We start from the raw sequence: 22,942 nt of genomic DNA, 5'->3' as shown, positions 1-22,942 counted from the left end.
CAGACTGATGACAAACCCCAATTTGTTGTATCCAATTAACGGACGCCAGCGTGGCGTCCCTACATAACAAAATAAAATCTGTTATTTTTCAATTGGTTATAACTTTCCTTGTAGGGACGCCACGCTGGCGTCCGAATGAAAAAAGACTTTGTCAATAATCTGGGTGGGATTTAGCCCACCATTTTGTAACTGATTGATTTTAAATATGGTGGGCTAAAGTCTACCTTACCCCAAAAAAATTTTCTTAAAGATAGATTTTATCTAAGCAAGATTTCAGATTCCCACCTAGCCCAATTTCAAGTAGAATAGCTCTCAATTTTTATCAATAAGGAATGAATATAATGTCCACGCAATTTGTTTATACAATGCATCGTGTTGGTAAGGTTGTTCCACCAAAACGACACATTCTTAAAGACATCTCATTAAGTTTCTTCCCTGGTGCTAAAATCGGGGTGCTTGGCTTAAATGGTGCGGGTAAATCGACACTTTTACGCATTATGGCTGGTATCGACAAAGAGATCGAGGGTGAAGCTCGCCCACAACCAGGGATTAAAATTGGCTATCTTCCACAAGAACCAAAACTTGAACCACAACAAACTGTGCGTGAAGCCATTGAAGAATCAGTGGGTGAAGTTAAAAAAGCACTTACCCGTTTAGATGAAGTGTATGCGCTTTATGCGGATCCTGACGCTGATTTTGATAAACTGGCAGCGGAGCAAGCAGAACTTGAAGCCATTATTCAAGCTCACGATGGTCATAATCTTGAAAACCAATTAGAGCGAGCAGCAGATGCGTTACGCTTACCTGACTGGGACTCAAAAATTGAGCATCTTTCAGGGGGAGAACGCCGTCGTGTAGCACTTTGCCGTTTATTACTTGAAAAGCCAGATATGTTGTTATTAGACGAACCAACCAACCACTTAGATGCAGAGTCAGTGGCTTGGTTAGAACGTTTCTTACACGATTATGAAGGCACAGTCGTTGCAATTACCCACGACCGTTATTTCTTAGATAACGTAGCAGGTTGGATCTTAGAACTTGACCGCGGAGAAGGTATTCCTTGGGAAGGAAATTACTCATCTTGGTTAGAGCAAAAAGAGAAACGTTTAGCACAAGAGCAAGCTGCGGAATCGGCTCGTCAGAAATCTATCGAAAAAGAGCTTGAATGGGTACGTCAAAATCCAAAAGGTCGCCAAGCAAAAAGTAAAGCTCGTATGGCTCGTTTTGAAGAACTTAATAGTGGCGAATATCAAAAACGTAACGAAACCAATGAACTCTTTATTCCACCTGGCCCACGCTTAGGGGATAAAGTGATTGAAGTACAAAATCTAACAAAATCTTATGGCGAACGTACTTTAATTGACGATCTCTCATTCTCTATTCCAAAAGGAGCGATTGTCGGGATTATTGGGGCAAATGGTGCGGGTAAATCAACTTTATTCCGTATGCTATCAGGGCAAGAACAGCCTGATTCTGGTTCAATCGTCTTGGGCGAAACAGTAGTAATGGCATCTGTTGATCAGTTCCGTGATGCGATGGATAACAGCAAAACCGTTTGGGAAGAAGTATCTGGTGGACAGGATATTATGCGAATTGGCAACTTTGAAATTCCAAGTCGTGCTTATGTTGGACGCTTTAACTTCAAAGGGGTAGATCAACAAAAACGTGTAGGTGAGCTATCGGGTGGTGAGCGTGGTCGTTTACATTTAGCAAAATTACTACAAGTAGGCGGAAATGTCTTATTACTAGATGAACCAACCAATGATTTAGACGTTGAAACCTTACGTGCATTAGAAAATGCAATTTTAGAGTTCCCTGGTTGTGCATTGGTTATTTCGCACGACCGTTGGTTCTTAGACCGTATTGCGACCCATATTCTTGACTACGGTGATGAAGGTAAAGTAACTTTCTATGAAGGTAACTTCTCTGACTACGAAGAGTGGAAAAAGAAAACCTTTGGAGCAGATGCGGTACAGCCACATCGTATCAAATATAAACGTATTGCGAAGTAGTAAGTCGATAGAGATGGTACAGTTGTACCATCTTTGAATAAGATAGGTATCAGGAGATACTTACAACACTTAAATGAGGTAAACAATGGAAACTATCGAAAGAATCCAAAAACAAATTAGCGAAAACCCAATCTTACTTTATATGAAAGGTTCGCCAAAATTCCCATCTTGTGGTTTCTCTGCTCGTGCAGTGGAAGCAGTAATTAACTGCCAAGTTCCATTTGGTTATGTAGATATTTTAACTAACCCAGATATTCGTGCAGAATTACCAAAATACGCAAATTGGCCAACATTCCCACAATTATGGGTAGAAGGTGAGTTAATTGGTGGTTGCGATATCGTGCTTGAAATGTTCCAAAAAGGTGAATTACAAGCATTGTTAAAAGAAGTTGCAGAAAGACACCCAGCGTAATTTTAATAAATAATAGGCAAGTAGATAAAATAGTTTACTCACTTGCCTAATTTTTTATATTTCATCTACTATTTTAACACTAATATTGAAATTAACTTTTCAAACACGTCATTAAATTCTTGTTCATCAATATCCGCAAAGCCAATGGAAAAGAGTTGCCGATTAGGGTAATTAAGCGGGTAGATTTTAATGTTTTTTTGCAAGCAGCGTTCTACTAATTCAGTGCTGGTGTGCGGGCTTTTCAAGAGTTCAATCAATAAATATGCTCCGGAATGTTCGCCATAATAGCGAATTTTATCTGAGTGAGATTGCAATAGACGGCAAAGCATTTCCATTTTTTTACGATAAATTTTCCGCATTCGCTGAATATGTTTTTCAAATTCACCTTGTTGAATAAATGTGGCTAATCGTTGCTGTTCAAAGCGAGAAACACCACAGTTAAAAAATCCGCAATATTCTTGATAAAGTGAAAGTAGGGATTTGGGTAATACCATAAAGCCAACTCGTAAAGATGGCATCAGTAGTTTAGAGAATGATCCTAGATAAATGACCTTCTCATTGACATCAAGGCTTTGTAATGCAGGAATAGGCTTACCTTTGTAGCGATATTCGCTGTCGTAGTCATCTTCAATAATATAACGTTGTGGCTGTTGGTTCGCCCATTCTAGTAATTGTTGGCGTTGTCCAATAGATAATACTTGTGAGAACGGGTAGAGGTTAGATGGAGTCAGGTAAGCAACATCTATTTGGCTTTCCGCCAGTGTGGCTAGATCAAGCTGTCCGTCAGTGGTTAAGGGGAGGTGAAGTACTTTTTTACCATAAGCAGTGAGCATTTTTTCAATGGTAATATAACCATAAGACTCCATTGCATATTGTATAGGCTTTTCGCTGATTTGATTAAAAAGTAAAATTAGTTGTAGCACACAATTTTCTAATCCTGTACCGATTACAATTTGTTCAGGTTCACAATTTACTCCACGAGATGCGTATAAGTAGTGGGCTATTTCATTGCGTAAATTACGATCACCTTGTTTGTCGCCTAAGGCAATCATTTCATTTTGCCAAAATTTAAGGCTCTGTTTTCCTGCTTTTTGCCACTGACGTATCGGAAAATTTTTACTATCAATTAAATTAGGATTGAGATCGTAGTAAGTTTTGCGAGATTGAAAATATGCAGTTTGTTTTTGACGTGGCAGATCACAAGGAAAATCCAGCTCCGCTTGAAAGCTGACAAAAAAACCACTGCGAGCTTTAGCATTGATATAACCTTCCGCAAGTAATTGCTCATAAGCATTCTCAACGGTGTTTTGGCTGATTTGCAGAAACTCACTTAAGTGGCGTTTGGAAGGTAATTTATCACCAAAATGTAATTGTTGTTGATGAATTGCTAAACGGATTTGTTGATAAAGCTGTAAATAGAGTGGCGTTTTATCGGTTTTATCTAAGCGATAATTTATTTTTTTCATTCTGACACCATTAAAATCATCAAAACTGATACTTTTAATCATATCTGTGATTTCTCAAAATAGCGAGCAATTTCACTAACAGAAGGAAAATACAATGGCAACAATTCTAGGTTCAGATGTCGTAAAACGTGGTATGGCACAAATGCAAAAAGGTGGCGTAATTATGGATGTTGTGAATGCCGAGCAAGCTCGCATTGCGGAAGCTGCGGGTGCAGTGGCAGTAATGGCATTAGAGCGTGTACCTTCTGATATTCGTGCAGCAGGCGGTGTGGCTCGTATGGCAAACCCTAAAATTGTGAAAGACGTTATGGGGGCTGTTTCTATTCCTGTAATGGCAAAAGCGCGTATTGGGCATATTACTGAAGCGCGTGTATTAGAGTCTATGGGGGTCGATTACATTGATGAGAGTGAAGTACTTACGCCTGCAGATGAAGAGTTCCACCTATTAAAAAGTGAGTTTAGAGTGCCTTTCGTATGTGGCTGTCGTGATCTTGGTGAAGCACTTCGCCGAATTGGAGAAGGAGCGTCAATGCTGAGAACGAAAGGAGAACCAGGAACAGGAAATATTGTAGAAGCTGTTCGTCATATGCGTAAGGTTAATGCACAGGTGCGTAAAGTTGTCGCAATGAGCCACGATGAGCTAATGACAGAAGCGAAAAACTTAGGTGCACCTTTTGAATTATTACTGCAAATTAAAACCTTAGGTAAATTACCTGTGGTGAATTTTGCAGCTGGTGGTGTGGCAACACCTGCCGATGCAGCATTGATGATGGAACTCGGTGCTGACGGTGTCTTTGTAGGTTCAGGTATTTTTAAAGCAGAAAATCCAGAGAAATTTGCTCGTGCAATTGTTCAAGCTACTACACATTATCAAGACTACGATTTAATCGCTCGTCTTTCAGAAGATTTGGGTGAGCCAATGAAAGGGGTTGAAATTTCTCGTCTCTCAGCAGCAGAAAGAATGCAAGATCGTGGTTGGTAGAGTATGCAAAATTATCGTCATTTAACTATTGGTGTGCTTGCTCTACAAGGTGCGGTAAGTGAGCATTGCCAACAGATTGAGCAATTAGGTGCAACGGCAAAAATTGTAAAAAATCCAAGTGATCTCACCGCTCTTGATGGTTTAGTTTTACCTGGGGGAGAAAGTACTGCTATCGGTAAGCTAATGCGTACGGTGGGACTGTTGGAGGCAATACAGCAGTTTGCTCAACAAGGAAAAGGATTGTTCGGTACTTGTGCAGGAATGATCTTATTAGCTAAACAAATTGAAGGTGGAGAGCCTGCTCATCTAGGGGTAATGGATATTTGTGTGCAACGTAATGCGTTTGGACGGCAGATAGACAGCTTTCAAACTGATTTGGCGGTAAAAGGCTTAGAAAAGCCATTCCCAGCAGTATTTATTCGAGCACCTTATATCTCAACCATTGAGAATAGTCGTGTAGAAGTACTTGCAGAATTTGAGGGTAATGTAGTATTGGCAAAACAAGGTAAGGTACTGGCTTGCTCTTTCCACCCAGAATTAACCAATGATGCCAGAATAATGCAATACTTTTTAGAGATAGTTGCATCTTAAATATTATTCATAGTAGAGCCCTTCTAGGAAGGCATAAAGCAAAATGGCAAGGAATCCACCTTGCCATTTTTTTGTAAAAAAATCGAATTAAAAGCCCGCTTGTTTTTCAAGCTGTTCAACTAAAGCGTCATCAAGATTTAATTCCGTAGCGAGTTGTGATAAGAACACTATTTCTTTACGAGAAAGATCTTTACACACAACACGAGCGGCTAAATAAACTTGGCTTGCCAATGCAACATCATTACCGACAATGCTAGCAATTTCAGAAACACGAATTGGACTTGCGATTTCTTGTGATAGCCATTGTTGTAATTCAGGGTCATTTCCCCCCTCTTGTTCAATTAACGCTTTTTCGTGTTCATCAAGTACACCGTCAGATAATGCGGCTGCGATCATTGTGCGTAAAATTACATTACTACGTTCTTCTTCACTATGAGCTGTTGAAGTAAACACAGTTTCAGAAACCTGTTGCTGAGTATTTGCCTGATCTTTTTGATAATTTTGATAGGCTTGGTAAGCAATACTGCCCAATGCAGCGAGTGAGCCAAGTTTTGTTAGGCTTGCTCCACCATTTCTACCTAATACCATTGATAAAATACCCGCTAAAGCCGCACCACCACCAATTTTAGTAATTGTATCTGCAGTGTTTTCACTTGGTTTATTAATTTTGCCAGCTGATTGTTTCACTGTGCCTAATACGGTATTTAAAATTTGATTAAAATTCATTTTCTTTCCTTAATGTTGATTGAATGGCATAAATACAGGAGAAGGTAGCTTATCATAGAAATTTTGTCTAATCACTATTCACTGTGACGATAAAACGCAAAGAGCTATTTTATACTGTTTAAGATAATAATTAGGATTTATATATGTCAGTTAGTTTGTGTTTTGTAAATTTATGTGATCTTTATCTCATTTTCGAATGCTTTTGATTGTTTTTGTTATTCGTTGTTTTATTATTCATCTCGAAAGCAATCGTAGTTTGTGGTGATTGTTTGAATTTAGGAGAGAAAATGAAAAGTAGCGTTGAAAGACGTTCTGATATTTTAGAATTGCTCAAGCTGACAAATAGTCAGCGAGTTGAGGCTTTAGCTCAGTATTTCAAGGTATCTTCAGTGACGATTAGAACTGATCTAAATGCTTTGGAACAACAAGGGTTTATAACTCGTTCACATGGTTTTGCAGTGTTAAATTCTAGATTGATTGCGGAACTTTCAATTGCAGACAAGCGAAATCATTATCCTGAAGTTAAGCAAAATATAGGCAAAATGGCTGCGTCATTATTACAGAATGGTGATAAAGTTATTCTAGATTCTGGAACAACAACGAAAGCAATCGTAAGTCATTTAAATGATTTAAACTTGACAGTTTTGACAAATGGTTTAGATATTGCGATGGAATTAGTTGCTTGTCCGAATGTAGAAGTCAGAATGACGGGAGGGATTTTGCGTAAAAATGCGATGTCTTTTTCAGGCATAATGGCAGATAACAATTTACGTCAATATCGCTTTGATAAAGTGTTCTTAGGTGTTGATGGTTTTGATTTGCAAAAAGGTGTTACAACTTTTAATGAGCAAGAGGCACATCTAAATCGTTTGATGTGTGAAGCAGCAAATCAAGTTATTGTGGTAACGGATTCAAGTAAATTTGGACAATATAGTGATTTTGTTATTTGCCCGGTCAATCAAATTGATGTGTTAGTCACAGATGATCAGCTACCGAAAAATTATCAGCATTATTTAGAAAATTCAGGTGTAAAAGTGTTGATTGCTTAATTCATTTTCTCTTAACAAAGTATTTATTTATCGTCGATTAGATTTGAAATAAAACATTTAGCTACTTTGCAAGTTTCAAATTTGGACGACAATATTTTGTGAGGGAAGTGGAATGATTCTAAATATTTCAAACCAAACCTTAGAAAATCAAAAGGCTTTTTGGACAGCAAAAGAAATTGCACAGCAGCCACAGACGTGGCGAGAAACCACAGAAATTGTTGCAAATTCATCTATTCATACTTTTATTGCTCCACTCGTAGAGAGAGCTAAAAAAGGCGAACTACGTATTATTTTTACTGGGGCGGGTACATCGGCGTTTATCGGTGAAGTGATTGCTCCAGTTTTAAGTGAACAATTAGGTTGCGTAGTAGAAGCTATTGCTAGTACAGATTTAGTTTCTAGTCCTTATCAATATTTATTTGAAGATAAACCTACCTTATTAGTTTCTTTTGCCCGTTCAGGAAATAGCCCTGAAAGTATAGGGGCTGTTGATCGTGTCAATGATATTGTGAAAGAGGCTTACCATTTAGCGATAACAAATAATGTGAAAGGGGCATTATTTGTAAAATGTTCACAAAATCCTACCGCTTGTTACCCTCTAGCCTTGCCTGATTCTACTCACGATCAAGGATTTGCAATGACATCGAGTGCTAGCAATATGATGTTAGCTGCATTGTTAGCCTTCGCCCCACAAAAATTTAATTCACAGTGGGTAGAGCAATTTTCACAAGTAACAGAAAAATTATTAACAGAAGATGCTTTAACAGTTCAAACTCTAGCTCATTTACCTGTAAAACGAGTGGTTTATTTAGGTAGCGGTGGTTTTCAAGGGTTGGCTCGAGAAACCGCATTGAAATTATTAGAATTAACTGCAGGAGAGCGTTTAGGCTTTTTTGAATCAACAATGGGATTTCGTCACGGCCCGAAATCATTAGTACAAAATGAAACACTTATTTTTGTATTCCTTTCGCAACACGCTTACACCGAAAAATATGATCGAGATCTTTATAACGAACTAATTCGAGATAAAAAAGCGAGAGAAGTAATATTACTTGGTGACACAAGCGGTCAGTTCCACGCAGAAATTTACCAATTAGATGATGCAGCTCGTATTTTCCCATTTTTAGTTATAGGTCAATTATATTCATTTTATAGCTCACTTCATTTGGGCTATACCACCGATAACCCTTGTCCAACTGGGGAAGTAAATCGAGTGGTGCAAGGTGTAACGCTTTATTCATACAATAACTAAGGAGACCAATATGGCAATTTTAAACGTACGAATTGATGGTCGTTTAATTCACGGTCAAGTGGCTAATTTGTGGACATCTTATCTCGATATTACTCGCATTATGGTCGTTGATGATGTTGCTGCAAATAATGATATTGATAAAGCAGGACTACGTTTAGCTTGTCCAGCAGGTGTCAATTTAAGCGTACTTACCGTTGAGAAGGCAGCAACAAACATTAACGATGGACGTTATGATTCACAGCGTGTGTTGTTGGTGACTCGTAACCCACAGACATTATTAAGGCTAGTGGAACAAGGTGTTGCATTAACGGAAATTAACGCTGGCAATATGCCAAAAACGGATCTAACGCGTGCAATCAGAAAAACGGTACACGTTACCGATGATGATGTGGATGTGTTTAGAAAACTTTCTGCAAAAGGTATCAATTTAACCGCACAATTAGTACCTAATGAAGAGAAAGTCGATTTAATGAAACTTTTATAGAGGAGTAAAGATTATGATCGAATGGTGGCAAATACTTTTGATAACGCTCTATGCGTTCTATCAAATTTTAGATGAAATTACTATCGTATCAAGTGCTGGTTCCCCTGTGTTTGCAGGTTTTATCACAGGGTTAATTATGGGTGATCTAACAACAGGGTTACTCATTGGTGGTTCAATGCAACTTACCGTTCTCGGTGTAGGAACTTTCGGTGGTGCGTCACGCATTGATGCAAACTCAGGAACTGTTATTGCAACAGCGTTCTCTGTTGCTGTTGGAATGGATCCGCAACTTGCATTAACATCATTAGCAGTACCAATTGCAGCGTTAATGGTTTATACCGATATTTTAGCGAGAATGTCTAACGTGTTCTTCGCTCACCGTATTGATAAAAATATCCAAGACCACGCCTATAACGCAATTACAGTGAACTATCTCTGTGGTGCAATCGCTTGGGGTCTTTCTCGTGCATTACCGATCTTCCTTGCTCTAGTCTTTGGTGGTCCATTTGTGGCAAGTTTAGCTGAAGCAATGCAACACGGGGTATTAAAAGTTATTGCAGATGGTTTAACGCTTGCAGGTGGTGTATTACCAGCATTAGGTTTTGCAATCTTACTTCGTTACTTACCAACAAAACGTCATATTGCTTACTTAATCCTTGCATTCGCACTCACCTCTATCTTTATTACCCTATTCGGTAATATTTCAGCAGTAGGTGCAGCAACAAATGTAAGTAATTCAATCAATAGTGTGCCTATGTTAGCAATGGCTGCAATCGGATTCGCATTCGCTTATATGGTTTACCAACGTAGCGTAGAGGGTGGATCTGCCCCAGTTGCGAAAAATACAACTTCTGCAAAAGGAGAAATTGAAGATGACGAACTCTAATCAACAAGTTGGAAATCCAAAAGGCTATAAACTTACTGATGCAGATTTCCGCCAAATCAATATCCGTAACTTATTCTTTAACCAAGTCGGTTGGAACTATGAGCGTATGCAAGGTTCTGGTTATCTTTGGATTATGTTGCCACAACTACGCAAAATGTATGGCGATAATACACCTGAATTACAAAAAATGATGGTGATGCATAACCAATTCTTTAATACCAGTCCATTCTTTAACACAATTGTAAAAGGGATCGACCTTGCTCTTGAAGAAAAACAAGGGGTTAAATCACTAGAAGCAGTCGCAGGGATTAAATCAGGTTTAATGGGACCATTCGCCGCTATTGGTGATGCGATTTTTGGCTCTCTCGTTCCTGCAATTATGGGTGCGATTGCCGCAACAATGGCAGTAGGTGGTAATCCATTAGGGGTTGGTTTATGGGTTGCTGTTGCAATTGCTACGATGGTATTCCGTTGGGTGCAACTCAAAATCGCTTATCGTGAAGGGGTTAATCTTGTAACTAATTTAGGACACAAACTCAACGCCTTAACCAATGCCGCAACAGTACTTGGGGTGTTTGTTGTCGGGGTGATGTGTGCCACGATGGTAAATGTGAAAGTACCTTATGTGGCAACCATTGGTGAAAAAGTCGTATCAGCACAAGCAAACTTAGATCTCATTCTTCCACGCTTAGTGCCTGCTTTAGTCGTGTTCTTTATCTACTGGTTACTTGGAAGACCAAAAATGAACTCGAATAAAGCGATTATGATCATTATCGCACTCTGTATCTTGCTCTCTTGGGCTGGATTATTAGCGAAAGGTTAATGTAAGCCCTCTCCCTCCGAAATTCGGTGAATTTCTCTTCCCTCTCCCACTTGTGGGAGAGGGGGTTTGTAAAACAGGAAGCGATATATCGATAATCTAATGAACTGTATTTTTAGAAAATAAATTAATAACCAAAACACCTGCAATAATCATTGCCATACCAATAAGTCCTGCTAAATCAGGTTTTTGACCGAAAGCGAAATAGGCAATAACAGCAGTAAGTACAATACCAGTACCAGACCAAATAGCATAGACCAAGCCGACAGGTAAGGTTTTAAAAACAATAGAAATTAAATAGAACGCAATTAAAAATGCACTTAAAGCAAGAATTGTAGGTAATGGCTTAGTGAAACCATTACTATATTTTAAAGCTGTAGTGCCACAGATTTCAGCACAAATAGAAATAAATAATAAAAACCAAGCATTCATATAAAAAATTACCTTAATCATTGAAAAAGAGTGGCTATTTTAAAGAGAAATAATTTATTTGGTAGTCTTGAAAAATAAAAAAATCTGTGCGCATTAAATCAAGTGGTATTAAATTAATTGTTATAAAACAAATGGTTATGTTTTTATAATCTAAAGTAAGTATAAATTTTCTAGGTTAATAATTACCAAGGTATTTGCAATGTTGAAACTCATTATTTTTGATATGGACGGCGTTATTATTGACTCGGAATATATGGGATTTGGTTTATTACAACGCTTCGTAAATGAATTGAAAACTTTTGATGAGCCAATTAGCCTGCAACAATTTTCATCTGTTGTTGGGCGTTCTTATCAAGACCTTTTTTTAGCTATTAAACAACTCAGCAAATCACCGCTTTCAGTAGAAGAAATTGGTGAGCGATTGCTAAGTTATGATAAAGACTATTGGGAAAATTTAGATTATTTAGCCATTTTTCGTCAAGACATTCGCCATATTATCCATTTTGCTAAAGCCAATAATATTAAACTTGCAGTTGCATCATCAGCAGATCGTAAACATATTGAACGAATACTTACCCTTACTCAAATTAGAGAACATTTTGATTTTATTATGAGTGGTAAAGAATTAGTGAAAAGTAAACCTGATCCTACCATTTACCAAAAAGTCTTGGCTCATTTTAATCTAAATGCGGATCAAGTCATTGCGATTGAAGACTCTGAACACGGTATTGCATCGGCAAAAGGAGCTGGATTAAAAGTAATAGCCTATGAAGAAACTCGGATTTTAATCGATCAATCCAAAGCTGATTTTAAAGGCAAAGATATGAATGCGATTTTAACTATTTTGCAGTCATTACATTTCGCAAATTAGGAGCAAGAAATGACTACATTTGAAATTGGAAACAAAGATTTTTTACTTAACGGCAAGCCATTCAAAATTATTTCTGGGGCAGTTCACTATTTCCGCATTGTACCAGAGTACTGGTATAAAACCTTATACAACCTAAAAGCAATGGGGTGTAATACCGTAGAAACTTATGTGGCGTGGAACGTCCATCAACCAAAGCCAAATGAATTTAACTTCAGTAAGCGGGCAGATTTGGTGAAATTTTTGCAAACGGCAAAAGAGTTAGGGCTTTATGTCATTTTACGCCCAACGCCTTATATCTGTGCGGAATGGGAGTTTGGCGGATTACCTGCTTGGTTACTGAACATTCCAAATATTCGCTTACGCCAAAACGATCCTCTATTTCTTGCCGAAGTTGAACGTTACTTTGCCAAATTATTGCCTTTAGTCGCCCCTTATCAGACTACACAAGGTGGCAATATTCTAATGATGCAAATTGAAAATGAATACGGCTCTTTTGGCAATGATAAAAACTACCTACGAGCTATTCGAGATTTAATGCAAAAAAATGGCATAAATGTACCGCTTTTCACTTCTGATGGTGCTTGGCAAAATGCGTTAGAAGCAGGTGCATTGATTGAAGATGACATTTTGCCAACAGGTAATTTTGGCTCACGTTCTAACCAAAATTTAGATGAATTACAACGCTATTTTGATAATCACCATAAATCTTACCCATTGATGTGTATGGAATTTTGGGACGGGTGGTTTAACCGCTGGAAAGAACCTGTAATAACACGAGATGCACAAGATTTAGTGGATTGCACGAAAGAGCTATTAGATCGTGCCAGTATCAATTTCTATATGTTCCAAGGCGGTACGAATTTTGGCTTTTGGAATGGTTGTTCAGCTAGATTAGATACCGACTTACCACAAGTTACTAGCTATGATTATGATGCCCCTGTTAGAGAATGGGGTGAACCATCTGAAAAATACTATTTGCTACAAAAATTATTGGCAACTTATCCAGATGCCAGCCCAATTTCTGAGCCGATTTTACCTGAAATCACGGCTTATCCAACTTTAGTGCCGAATAAGTCTGTTTCTCTATTTAGTACCTTATCGACAATCAGCCAAAGAGTAGACAGCCCTTATACACAGACAATGGAAACATTAGGACATTATTACGGCTACTTGCTTTATCGGGCTAAACCAACGGCATATAGCGGTGAGATTAAGCTCAGAATTTACCAATGCCGAGATCGTGTACAAGTATTTAACGATCAACAAAAAGTCGCCACTCAATATCAACACGAAATTGGCAACGACATAATGCTACAAACCCCGAATGGAGCATTTCAGTTAGATCTTTTAGTTGAAAATATGGGGCGTGTCAATTATGGCGGAAAACTCCTCGCCCCAACACAACATAAAGGGATCGGAGCAGGTGCAGTTTTAGATCTTCATTTCCATACAGGGTGGGAGCAGTATTTGATTGATTTTGAACGCTATGATCAGATTGATTTCAACGGTTTTACAGATCCAAAAACACCGTCATTTTATCAATTTACTTTAACGATTGATGATGAACCGAAAGATACCTTTATTGATACGCAAGAATTAGGAAAAGGCATTGTTCTTGTAAACGGTGAAAATATAGGACGATACTGGAATGAAGGCCCGACTTGTTACCTTTATATTCCTGCACCGCTATTAAAACAAGGCAATAACAACATTATTGTTTTTGAAACAGAGGGTGTAGAAATTACACAACTTAAATTTAGCGATAAACCGATTTATAAAAAGTTAGATACGAAGAATTTGTAGAATAAATAATTAAATTCTGCCCCCGCTTGCGGGGGAAGTACCTGAGCAAAGTGAAGGGGTAGGGGGTGAATGCGATTTAGAAATAATGAAACAGAGCAATTAATAACGTATAAAAAGCATCTTCGTAAAAATATGACACACGAAGAAGTTATTTTGTGGCAAGCCATTAGAAATGCACAACTAGGAAAATGGCGAATACGCCGTCAAGTTATTATAAAACACTATATCGTTGATTTTGCTTGCATACCAGCTAGGTTAGTCATAGAAATTGATGGATCGCAACACTATCAAGCTCAAGGATTAGCATATGATATAAAACGAACAGAAGAATTAAATCAGCTAGGATTTAAAGTATTGCGTTTTACAAATCACCAAATAAAAACGCAATTGAGAAATGTACTAGAAGATATTTATTTGCATTTAAATAGATAATCAGCCCCCCACCCCCTTGCTTTGCAAGGGTACTTCCCCCGTAAACGGGGGAAGATAGTGTCTAAATAGAATAAATATAAATTAGATTTTACAAATACAATAAGGAGCAATTATGAGCTTAATTTTAATCAGCCACGGCGAATTTGCAGAAGGGTTATTGGAAACCGCTGAAATGATTTTAGGCGAAATTCCCCAAGCACAAACTGTTTGTTTATATCCTCACGAAGGGACTGAAGACTTTCGACAAAAATTTGAACAGGCTTTAGCAAAAGCAAGTGATGATATTGTGGTGTTTTGCGACATTATGGGCGGCACACCTTGTAATGTGGCAATGCGTTATTTAAGCCAGCTTTCAGGGTTATATAGCGGAATGAATTTACCGATGGTAATTAGCTATGTTAGCGAAGAAGGTACGGAAGGCTTAATCGAAAATGCGAAAGAGCAGATCTACGATGTCGCAGAAAAATTAAAAAATTTAGCATCAGATGATGACGAGTAAAAGGAGAAAACAAATGAGCAAACAAGAATTACTAAAAAAATTAGCTACTAAAGATGGGATTATTGCAGCACTTGCTATTGATCAGCGTGGGGCGTTACGCAGAATGATGGGCGATGATATTACGCCACAGCAAGTCAGTGAATTTAAAACATTGATCTCACAAGAGCTAACGCCTTATGCCTCTTCTATTTTACTTGATCCTGAATTTGGTTGGGCAGCGGCAGAAAAACGTGATGAAAATTGTGGATTGATTATGGCGTATGAAAAAACAGGTTACGACAAAACCGTGGTTGGTCGTTTTCCTGATTTAATTGACGATGTTTCTGTGTATCGCTTAAAAGAAAAAGGCTCAGAAGCGGTGAAATTATTGATCTATTTTGATATTGATGAACCGAAAGAGATCAATGATCGCAAAGCCGCTTTTGTTGAACGAGTTGCGTCAGAATGTAATGCTGAGCAGATCCCATTATTTCTTGAAATTTTGACTTATGATGGCACGAATGAAGATTATGTTCATAACGCCAAGGTCAAACCTCATAAAGTGATTGAGGCAATGAAGTTTTTTGCAGATAAACGTTTTGGTGTTGATGTATTAAAAGTGGAAGTTCCTGTCAATATGGCTTATGTAGAAGGTTTTGCGAAAGGGGAGGTTCTTTATACTCAAGATGAAGCAAAAGCATTCTTTAAACAGCAAAGTGAAGCGACTTCATTACCTTTTATTTTCTTAAGTGCAGGTGTATCAGCAAAATTATTCCAAGATACGCTTGTATTTGCCAAAGAAGCGGGTAGCCAATTTAATGGTGTATTATGTGGGCGTGCAACTTGGGCTGGCGGTGCTGACGCTTACAAAGCCGAGGGTGTTGATGCAGCTCGTCAATGGCTAAAAACACAAGGTAAACAAAATATCAGTGAATTACTTGCCGTATTAGAACAAACTGCAACCCCCATTAAATTATAGTTAAACTGCTATATTTTTACTAAGTTAGGGGAGAGTTACTCCTCTAACTTTTTAATTTCTACTATTGTAAATTTTTTGTATAAAAAGACCGCTTATCTTGAAATCTTGATGTTCAATGAGCATATTCGATATTTGTTTTAGTTTATATAAGTCGGAACAATACTTTTGAAATTTACCAAAAAATACCTTGCATTATTTTCACTTCTTTTAGCTGGAGGATATTATTTTTATCCTGAAAACTATCCTATCTATGTAGAAAGTGATCATTATTCCGTAGATAAAAAGCAGTTTTTTAACCCAACACTAGATAAAAATGTGGAAAAAATAGCCGCGTTCAAAGCCATTTGGCAGATGATATTTAACGCACAAGCATTTACTCCACCTTCACTATTACCAATGAATAAACCTGATTTTCAGGCATTTTTATCAGAAAGTGATAATGCAAAATTTATTTGGTTTGGGCATAGTTCCATACTGGCAAGAATCGCAAATCAAACTATTTTTATTGATCCAGTCTTTGCAAAATCGGTTTCACCTATCCCAATTATGATGAAAAGATTTCAAGCTCCCCCTGCAACATTAGCAGAGCTACCCGAAGTGGATTTAATTATTTATAGTCATAACCATTATGATCATTTAGATGAGAATGTGGTTCGCCATTATGCTTTGCAAAAAACTCGCTTTATCGTACCGCTTGGAATGAGTGTTTTATTGAAAAAATGGGGGGTAAGTGCAGAGCGTATTGAAGAATTAGACTGGTGGCAATCTACTCAAATAGGGAATTTAACTTTAACAGCTGTACCAGCTAAACATAATACGGGACGTGGTTTATTTGATAGCAATAAAACTTTATGGGCAGGTTATGTATTTAAAACGCCACAAGAGCAAATCTATTATTCAGGGGACTCTGCTTTTGGTAATGGGCTACATTTCAAGCAAATTGTGGAACGTTTTGGCGGCTTTGATTTAGCATTTGTTGAAAATGGGCAATATAACCCTGCTTGGATTGATAACCATATGTTACCAGTTCAAACTGCTCAAGCGGTAACTATGCTAAATGCAAAACGCTTTATGCCTGTTCACTGGGGAGCTTATCCTCTTTCTATCCACGCTTGGGACGAGCCTGTAAAAGAGAGTATTCCGCTTGTTGAGAAAGCTGGAATTAAAACATTAACACCAATAATGGGAGATGTGTTTGATAAAAATACAGAAACGTCACATTGGTGGTTAAATGTAAAATAATTGTATCTTTAACCTAGCCAAAACTAGTCTAAATAGGTACAATTTAACGCTTGTATTTGGCTATGTTTTAGCAAAATATAAATAGATAACAGTATTTCTTTGGAGAGAATTATGTCGTGGAATGAATCAGGCAACCAGCAAGATCCTTGGGGTAAACCAGGGCAAAAAAAGCCTGAACAAGAACAAGGCTCAGGTCAGCAACAGCCTGAGCAGAAAAATAGACAATCAGAACAACAACCACCTGATTTAGAAGAAGTTTTTAATAACTTACTGAAAAAAATGGGGGGCGGAAAAGGCAATGGTGGTTCAAATCGTACTCCTTCAGCACCATTACCTGTGGGGAAATTGCTACCTTTGGGTTTAATTTTAGGGGCAATTGTATGGGGAGCATCAGGTTTTTATACTATTCAGGAAGCAGAGCGTGGTGTCGTTACTCGTTTCGGTAAATTGCATAATATTGTATTACCTGGTTTAAACTGGAAACCGACCTTTATTGATGAGGTTTTGCCAGTAAATATTGAACGTGTATTAGAGCTAAAAACGAATGGTTCAATGCTTACACAAGATGAAAATATGGTTTTAGTAGAAATGACGGTGCAATATCGTGTTGAAGATCCTGCTAAATATAAATTTAATGTAAATAATCCTGATGATAGTTTGAAACAAGCAACGGATAGTGCGTTACGTTATGTTATCGGTCATATGACAATGGACGATATTTTAACTACTGGTCGTGCCGTTGTGCGTGAAAGAACTTGGAATGCGTTGCGTGATATTATCAAAACTTATGATATGGGACTGCTTGTAACAGACGTAAACTTCCAATATGCCCGCCCACCTGAAGAAGTCAAAGCTGCATTTGATGATGCGATTAAAGCACAAGAAGATGAACAGCGTTTAATTCGTGAAGCGGAAGCTTATGCTCGAGGTCAAGAGCCTATTGCTCGTGGTCAGGCACAACGTATTTTAGAGCAAGCGAGTGCTTATAAAGAGCAAGTCGTGTTGAATGCTAAAGGGGAAGTAGAACGCTTTAGTAAATTATTACCAGAGTATAAAGTGGCTCCAGAAGTAATGCGTGAGCGTTTATATATTCAAACAATGGAAAAGGTGATGAAAAACACACCTAAGTTAATGATGGACGGTTCACACAGTAATAATTTAACGGTTTTACCAATTGATAAACTAATGCAGAAACCAACCGCTTCTGATGCAACAGAAACGATGGTTCGTCCGCAAGTTCAAGTGCCACAAGTTGCACAACCTGCACAACCTGTACAGCCAGTTCAATCAGTGCCTACTCAGCAAGAAGCAGAGCCAGTGCGTAAAGGGAGATTTTAATGATGCGTAGAATATTATTCCCCTTATTAGCGGTTATTTTATTTATTGTTTATCAAGCAGTCATTGTTGTACAAGAAGGTCAGCGTGGCATTATGTTACGCTTTAATAAGGTTCATCGTGATGCAGATAATAAAGTTGTTGTTTATGAGCCAGGTTTGCATTTTAAACTCCCTATTATTGACCAACTTAAAACATTAGATGCTCGTATTCAAACCCTTGATGGTCAAGAAGATCGTTTTGTTACCGTAGAGAAAAAAGATCTACTCGTTGATTCTTATGTCAAATGGAAAATCAGTGATTTCGGTCAGTTCTATACATCAACAGGTGGTGATTACCAAAAAGCATCAGATCTTTTACGCCGTAAGGTAAATGACCGTTTACGTTCAGAAATTGGCTCTCGTACGATTAAAGATATTGTGTCGGGTTCTCGTGGTGAGTTAATGGCGGGTGCTCAAAAAGCACTGAATGCAGGCGAAGACGGTGCAGAACGTTTAGGTATTGAAGTTGTTGATGTGCGTGTTAAGCAAATTAACTTACCGAATGAAGTGTCATCATCTATTTATCAACGTATGCAAGCGGAGCGTGCGGCCGTTGCTCGTGAACACCGCTCTCAAGGTGAAGAAAAAGCAGAATTTATTCGTGCTGATGTTGATAAGAAAGTTATTTTAATTTTAGCCAATGCGAATAAGACAGCAGAAGAAATGAAAGGTCAAGGGGATGCAGAAGCTGCTAAAATTTATGCTGACGCATTTAGCCAAGATCCACAGTTTTATAGCTTTATTCGTAGCTTAAAAGCTTATGAAGAGAGCTTTGCTGAAGGCAAAAATAATATGATGCTACTTAAACCGGATAGTGAATTTTTCCGCTTTATGAAAGCACCTACAAAATAATTGTATCTAAGACCCGAGTAATCGGGTCTTTTTATGTTTGATTTTTGAATAACAAGCGGTAGCTTTGTAGAATATTTTTACAAAATATCGTTTACTTGAATTTATAGAACTAACTCAAGAGGCAACTAATTATGGGCAAAAGTGTAGCAATCCTTGGCGCACAATGGGGCGATGAAGGAAAAGGCAAAATTGTTGATTTATTGACGGATCGTGTGAAGTATGTGGTGCGTTATCAAGGTGGTCATAATGCAGGTCATACCTTAATTATCAACGGTGAGAAAACAGTACTTCGTCTTATTCCATCTGGTATTTTACGCGATAATGTAACTTGTTTAATCGGTAATGGAGTTGTTCTTTCTCCTGCTGCGTTGATGCAAGAAATGGGAGAGTTAGAGTCTCGTGGGATCAATGTGCGTGAACGTTTAAAAATTTCTGAGGCTTGCCCACTAATTTTGCCATATCATGTTGCAATGGATCACGCACGTGAAGCTGCATTAGGTAAAAATAAAATTGGTACAACTGGTCGTGGTATTGGACCTGCTTATGAAGATAAAGTGGCTCGTCGTGGCTTACGAGTAAGTGATTTATTTAATCGTGAAGTATTTGCAGAGAAATTAAAAAATATTCTTGAATATTATAATTTCCAGCTTGTTCATTACTACAAAGTTGAGCCAGTAGATTACCAAAAAACGTTAGATGAAGTTTTCGCTGTGGCGGATATTCTAACGGGAATGGTTGCTGATATTACGACTTTATTACATAAAGCTCGTGCGAATGGTGATAACATCTTATTTGAAGGTGCTCAAGGAACAATGCTCGATATTGACCACGGCACTTATCCATTTGTAACAAGTTCAAACACCACCGCTGGTGGCGTTGCAACAGGTTCAGGTTTTGGTCCTCGTAGCCTTGACTATGTATTAGGGATTATTAAAGCCTATTGTACTCGTGTTGGTTCAGGTCCATTTACCACAGAACTATTTGATGATGTTGGGGCAGAAATTGCTCGTAAAGGGAATGAATTTGGTGCAGTAACAGGTCGTCCACGTCGTTGCGGTTGGTTTGACGCAGTTGCTGTTCGCCGAGCAATTCAAATTAACTCAATTTCAGGATTCTGTATGACTAAATTAGACGTACTTGATGGTTTTGAAGAGTTAAAAATCTGTGTAGCCTACAAAATGCCAAATGGTGAAATTGTAGAATATGCACCAATGGCGGCAGCAGACTGGGAAGGTGTTGAGCCAATTTATGAAACATTACCAGGTTGGAGTGAAAATACTTTCCGAGTGACTAAACTAGAAGATCTTCCACAAAATGCGATTAACTATATTAAGCGTATTGAAGAAGTATTAGGTGTGCCAGTGGATATTCTTTCAACAGGTCCTGATCGTGTAGAAACAATGATTTTACGTGATCCATTTGCAGCATAATTGCGATAAAGCCAATGAAAACGCACCTTAATTGGTGCGTTTTTGTTAATCTTTATCGGTATCTTACCGCTTATTTGAGATTCATCTCTTGTAATAATGGTAATGCAGGATAAATCTCTTGCATAATCCAACGGATATAACGTTGATCTACCCCTATCACGCGGGTCATTTTCTCATCAAAGATAGCTTTAGAACTCACAGACTCCCAGTTACCATCAAAGGCAAGTCCAATCAATTTTCCTTCACTATCTAGCATTGGTGAGCCTGAATTTCCGCCAGTAATATCCAGATTAGAAAGGAAGTTCACTGGTACAGAATTTAATTTCTCATCTTGGTAACCTGCATAGCGTTTTTCTGCAATAGCATTAAGTAATGCTTTAGGTGCATCAAAAGGCTCTTTACCAGTATCTTTTGCGGTAATTTCTTCTACTTTAGTAAATGGTGTTTGTACTTCACCATTTAATTTAGTGTAGCCAACGACATTACCAAAGGTAAGGCGTAGGGAAGAATTTGCATCAGGATAAATCGCTTTACCAATCGTTTTTTGGTAATCAATAACTGCCTGTAAATAGAGTGGGCGTAAAACTAAGTTTTCCCCTTTAATTGCTTTTGTTTCATTCTCTAATTCAAGTAAAGTCGGCATTATGGCAACCGCATATTGAATTGCAGGATCATCGCTTTTCTCAAAAGTCGCTTTATCTGCAGTTAGCCATTTCAAACGATTTTCGGCAATTTTTAATTCGCTTTGACTTAAGCGTTCTAAAGCTTTTTCAATATCTTGCTCAGTGTTACCGCCTAACCATTTATCAATAGCGGCAATACGTTGCTGAGTTGGTAATTTTAGATATTCTTGCAACCAATAACGTTGTAGTTGTTTATCCATTGACGGTTCATAGCGACGCTCCATCTGTTTGAGATTGCTTTCAATGCTTGCAATATCTCGTTCTTGATAACCTTTTTCTCTTTCACTATTTGGTTTTTCTTTTTCAATAGATAAACGATATAGGCTAATAGCAGAGCTGGTTAATGCTCCAACGGACTCTTTCAGAATAAGATCTCGAGCTTGGTTTTCTCGTGCTTTCTGGTTGAGTTCTTGTAAACGATGATGAGCATCTAAAGCTGATTTTCCTTTATCTCCTTGCTGTTTAAGCCAGTTGAGAACATTTGCTTCTTCTTGAGCTTTGACTGAAATTGCATCAATACGTTTAAAGCCTTCTAATTGACCATTATAGTTTTTCGATCTATTTCCCCAGCGATGTTTTATGCTGGCATATTTCACATCAATATCTGGGCTATTTTTAGCGGCATTATCAACTAATGTGATCATATTTTGATAGTGTTTAGATGTTGTTGGGTAAAGCCATTCAACAACATTAGTAAATTCGTCAGATAATGCATAACGATTTGTGCTACCTGGATAGCCAGCAATCATTACAAAATCACCTTCGGCAAGGGGTTTATCTGTAAATTTTAGCCAATGTTTTGGTTTATAAGGCACATTATCTTTATGATAAGCGGCAGGTTTACCATCTTTATTTACATAGGCACGATAGAATGAGAAATCTCCTGTATGTCGTGGCCACATAAAGTTATCGACTTCGCCACCATAAGCACCGATTGAGCTTGGCGGTGCGTAAACAAGACGGATATCTTTAAGCTCTAAGTTTTTGAATAAACGGTAGGTAATACCATCAAAGAAACTATATAAACGACAACGATATCCATCTGTTTCACATTTAGAAATCAGTTCTTTTTCAAATTGATCGAAGAGATTTGCTCGTTCTAGCCCTGTTTTAGCATTTTGAATAGCTTGTTGTACATCTTTAGTTACGTCAATAATTTCATCTAAAACAAATACTTTAGCATTACCTGCTGAGAGTTCATCTTGATGAGTGGCAGCATAAAATCCATTTTTTATTAGATTTTTCTCAGGGGTAGAGTTTAACTGAATTGCACCGTAAGCACAGTGGTGGTTAGTAACAACTAATCCTTGTGGAGAAACAAAACTAGCGGTACAGTTACCTAAGGATAAAACAGCACCGAGTGGATCACCTGTTAATTGAGTGAGTTGTTCAGGTGGTAATTTTAACCCTGCTTGCTTTAGGGCATTACTAATTTCTGGGAGTTGCTGGGGAACCCACATCCCTTCTTGTGCATAACTTACTAAGGAATAGCTTGAAAATAATGCTAAAGCAAGTGTTTGCTTGAGCGTTGGATATTTCAATTTAAAAGTAAAAATTTTAGATTGAAGTTTCATATAGACTCCTTTTGGTTCAACATTAATGTGGTGACTGCTTGTTCACTCGCAGATATCATAAGCAAATGGTCAAGATAAATAAATTTATTTATAGCATATTTTTTAAACTA

The 22,942-nt window shown here is 37.9% G+C and carries 22 protein-coding genes; 18 read left to right on the top strand and 4 right to left on the bottom strand.

Going from position 1 to position 22,942, the window contains the following annotated elements; genetic code table 11:
• The first annotated feature begins 341 nt into the window (after positions 1 to 341).
• Both ettA and grxD read left to right on the top strand, forming a co-directional pair.
• A complete protein-coding gene (ettA, locus tag A1D25_RS02440) occupies positions 342 to 2,012 on the top strand; it encodes an energy-dependent translational throttle protein EttA (RefSeq protein ID WP_157394120.1) in 1,671 nt (556 codons plus the stop codon).
• 85 nt (positions 2,013 to 2,097) lie between these two features.
• Positions 2,098 to 2,424 (top strand): Grx4 family monothiol glutaredoxin, encoded by a 327-nt coding sequence (gene grxD, locus A1D25_RS02435; RefSeq protein WP_157394119.1) that lies wholly within the window; start codon positions 2,098 to 2,100, stop codon positions 2,422 to 2,424.
• Positions 2,425 to 2,492: 68 nt separating this feature from the next.
• Here grxD and pdxR read toward each other — a convergent pair whose 3' ends face one another.
• The gene (gene pdxR / locus A1D25_RS02430; RefSeq protein ID WP_157394118.1) at positions 2,493 to 3,890 is read right to left on the bottom strand and encodes a MocR-like pyridoxine biosynthesis transcription factor PdxR; all 1,398 of its coding nucleotides are present in this window, start codon (positions 3,888 to 3,890) and stop codon (positions 2,493 to 2,495) included.
• A gap of 94 nt (positions 3,891 to 3,984) precedes the next feature.
• Here pdxR and pdxS point away from each other — a divergent pair, with 94 nt between their 5' ends.
• Together pdxS and pdxT are read left to right on the top strand one after the other, a co-directional pair.
• Positions 3,985 to 4,872 (top strand): pyridoxal 5'-phosphate synthase lyase subunit PdxS, encoded by an 888-nt coding sequence (gene pdxS, locus A1D25_RS02425; RefSeq protein ID WP_157394117.1) that lies wholly within the window; start codon positions 3,985 to 3,987, stop codon positions 4,870 to 4,872.
• 3 nt (positions 4,873 to 4,875) lie between these two features.
• Positions 4,876 to 5,463, top strand: a complete 588-nt coding sequence (gene pdxT / locus A1D25_RS02420) for a pyridoxal 5'-phosphate synthase glutaminase subunit PdxT (protein ID WP_157394116.1) — start codon at positions 4,876 to 4,878, stop codon at positions 5,461 to 5,463.
• A gap of 87 nt (positions 5,464 to 5,550) precedes the next feature.
• On the opposite strand, the gene A1D25_RS02415 is transcribed toward pdxT, so the two are convergent.
• Complete coding sequence (locus tag A1D25_RS02415) at positions 5,551 to 6,189, bottom strand: tellurite resistance TerB family protein (RefSeq protein ID WP_157394115.1); 639 nt, start codon at positions 6,187 to 6,189, stop codon at positions 5,551 to 5,553.
• Positions 6,190 to 6,476: 287 nt separating this feature from the next.
• On the opposite strand from A1D25_RS02415, the gene agaR reads away from it, so the two are divergent.
• The 5 genes from agaR to A1D25_RS02390 all read left to right on the top strand — a co-directional run bounded on the left by agaR (position 6,477) and on the right by A1D25_RS02390 (position 10,683).
• Positions 6,477 to 7,238 (top strand): transcriptional repressor AgaR, encoded by a 762-nt coding sequence (gene agaR / locus A1D25_RS02410; protein ID WP_157394114.1) that lies wholly within the window; start codon positions 6,477 to 6,479, stop codon positions 7,236 to 7,238.
• 112 nt (positions 7,239 to 7,350) lie between these two features.
• Positions 7,351 to 8,490 (top strand): SIS domain-containing protein, encoded by a 1,140-nt coding sequence (locus tag A1D25_RS02405; RefSeq protein WP_157394113.1) that lies wholly within the window; start codon positions 7,351 to 7,353, stop codon positions 8,488 to 8,490.
• Between the two features lie 10 nt (positions 8,491 to 8,500).
• Positions 8,501 to 8,974, top strand: a complete 474-nt coding sequence (locus A1D25_RS02400) for a PTS sugar transporter subunit IIB (RefSeq protein WP_157394112.1) — start codon at positions 8,501 to 8,503, stop codon at positions 8,972 to 8,974.
• Between the two features lie 13 nt (positions 8,975 to 8,987).
• The gene (locus A1D25_RS02395; RefSeq protein WP_157394111.1) at positions 8,988 to 9,860 is read left to right on the top strand and encodes a PTS mannose/fructose/sorbose/N-acetylgalactosamine transporter subunit IIC; all 873 of its coding nucleotides are present in this window, start codon (positions 8,988 to 8,990) and stop codon (positions 9,858 to 9,860) included.
• Positions 9,847 to 10,683: a PTS system mannose/fructose/sorbose family transporter subunit IID gene (locus A1D25_RS02390; RefSeq protein WP_157394110.1), complete on the top strand. Its 837-nt coding sequence runs from the start codon at positions 9,847 to 9,849 to the stop codon at positions 10,681 to 10,683. Before A1D25_RS02395 ends, A1D25_RS02390 begins: the two co-directional genes overlap by 14 nt.
• A 96-nt stretch (positions 10,684 to 10,779) precedes the next feature.
• Here A1D25_RS02390 and A1D25_RS02385 read toward each other — a convergent pair whose 3' ends face one another.
• On the bottom strand, positions 10,780 to 11,112 hold the full coding sequence (locus A1D25_RS02385; protein ID WP_157394109.1) for a DMT family transporter: 333 nt from the start codon (positions 11,110 to 11,112) through the stop codon (positions 10,780 to 10,782).
• A gap of 199 nt (positions 11,113 to 11,311) precedes the next feature.
• On the opposite strand from A1D25_RS02385, the gene A1D25_RS02380 reads away from it, so the two are divergent.
• From A1D25_RS02380 to purA, 9 genes are all read left to right on the top strand, one after another.
• Entirely contained in the window at positions 11,312 to 11,983 is a 672-nt protein-coding gene (locus A1D25_RS02380) for an HAD family hydrolase (RefSeq protein WP_157394108.1), read from the top strand.
• Between the two features lie 9 nt (positions 11,984 to 11,992).
• Complete coding sequence (locus A1D25_RS02375; RefSeq protein ID WP_157394107.1) at positions 11,993 to 13,786, top strand: glycoside hydrolase family 35 protein; 1,794 nt, start codon at positions 11,993 to 11,995, stop codon at positions 13,784 to 13,786.
• Positions 13,787 to 13,855: 69 nt separating this feature from the next.
• Positions 13,856 to 14,218 (top strand): endonuclease domain-containing protein, encoded by a 363-nt coding sequence (locus tag A1D25_RS02370; RefSeq protein ID WP_157394106.1) that lies wholly within the window; start codon positions 13,856 to 13,858, stop codon positions 14,216 to 14,218.
• Between the two features lie 112 nt (positions 14,219 to 14,330).
• The gene (locus tag A1D25_RS02365) at positions 14,331 to 14,717 is read left to right on the top strand and encodes a PTS sugar transporter subunit IIA (RefSeq protein WP_157394105.1); all 387 of its coding nucleotides are present in this window, start codon (positions 14,331 to 14,333) and stop codon (positions 14,715 to 14,717) included.
• 13 nt (positions 14,718 to 14,730) lie between these two features.
• The gene (locus tag A1D25_RS02360; RefSeq protein WP_157394104.1) at positions 14,731 to 15,675 is read left to right on the top strand and encodes a tagatose 1,6-diphosphate aldolase; all 945 of its coding nucleotides are present in this window, start codon (positions 14,731 to 14,733) and stop codon (positions 15,673 to 15,675) included.
• Positions 15,676 to 15,840: 165 nt separating this feature from the next.
• Positions 15,841 to 16,917, top strand: a complete 1,077-nt coding sequence (locus A1D25_RS02355) for an MBL fold metallo-hydrolase (RefSeq protein WP_157394103.1) — start codon at positions 15,841 to 15,843, stop codon at positions 16,915 to 16,917.
• A 111-nt stretch (positions 16,918 to 17,028) separates the two neighbouring features.
• Positions 17,029 to 18,255: an FtsH protease activity modulator HflK gene (hflK, locus tag A1D25_RS02350; RefSeq protein WP_157394102.1), complete on the top strand. Its 1,227-nt coding sequence runs from the start codon at positions 17,029 to 17,031 to the stop codon at positions 18,253 to 18,255.
• Between the two features lie 2 nt (positions 18,256 to 18,257).
• Complete coding sequence (gene hflC / locus A1D25_RS02345) at positions 18,258 to 19,145, top strand: protease modulator HflC (RefSeq protein WP_157394122.1); 888 nt, start codon at positions 18,258 to 18,260, stop codon at positions 19,143 to 19,145.
• A 131-nt stretch (positions 19,146 to 19,276) separates the two neighbouring features.
• Positions 19,277 to 20,575, top strand: a complete 1,299-nt coding sequence (gene purA, locus A1D25_RS02340) for an adenylosuccinate synthase (RefSeq protein ID WP_157394101.1) — start codon at positions 19,277 to 19,279, stop codon at positions 20,573 to 20,575.
• A 70-nt stretch (positions 20,576 to 20,645) separates the two neighbouring features.
• On the opposite strand, the gene A1D25_RS02335 is transcribed toward purA, so the two are convergent.
• On the bottom strand, positions 20,646 to 22,832 hold the full coding sequence (locus A1D25_RS02335) for a S46 family peptidase (RefSeq protein ID WP_157394100.1): 2,187 nt from the start codon (positions 22,830 to 22,832) through the stop codon (positions 20,646 to 20,648).
• Between the last annotated feature and the right edge of the window lie 110 nt (positions 22,833 to 22,942).

It is taken from the genome of Ursidibacter arcticus (genome assembly GCF_009761375.1).
Taxonomy (GTDB): Bacteria; Pseudomonadota; Gammaproteobacteria; order Enterobacterales; family Pasteurellaceae; genus Ursidibacter; species Ursidibacter arcticus.
Note: the sequence above shows the minus strand (reverse complement) of the source record. Positions and strands in the feature narration are given on the sequence as shown.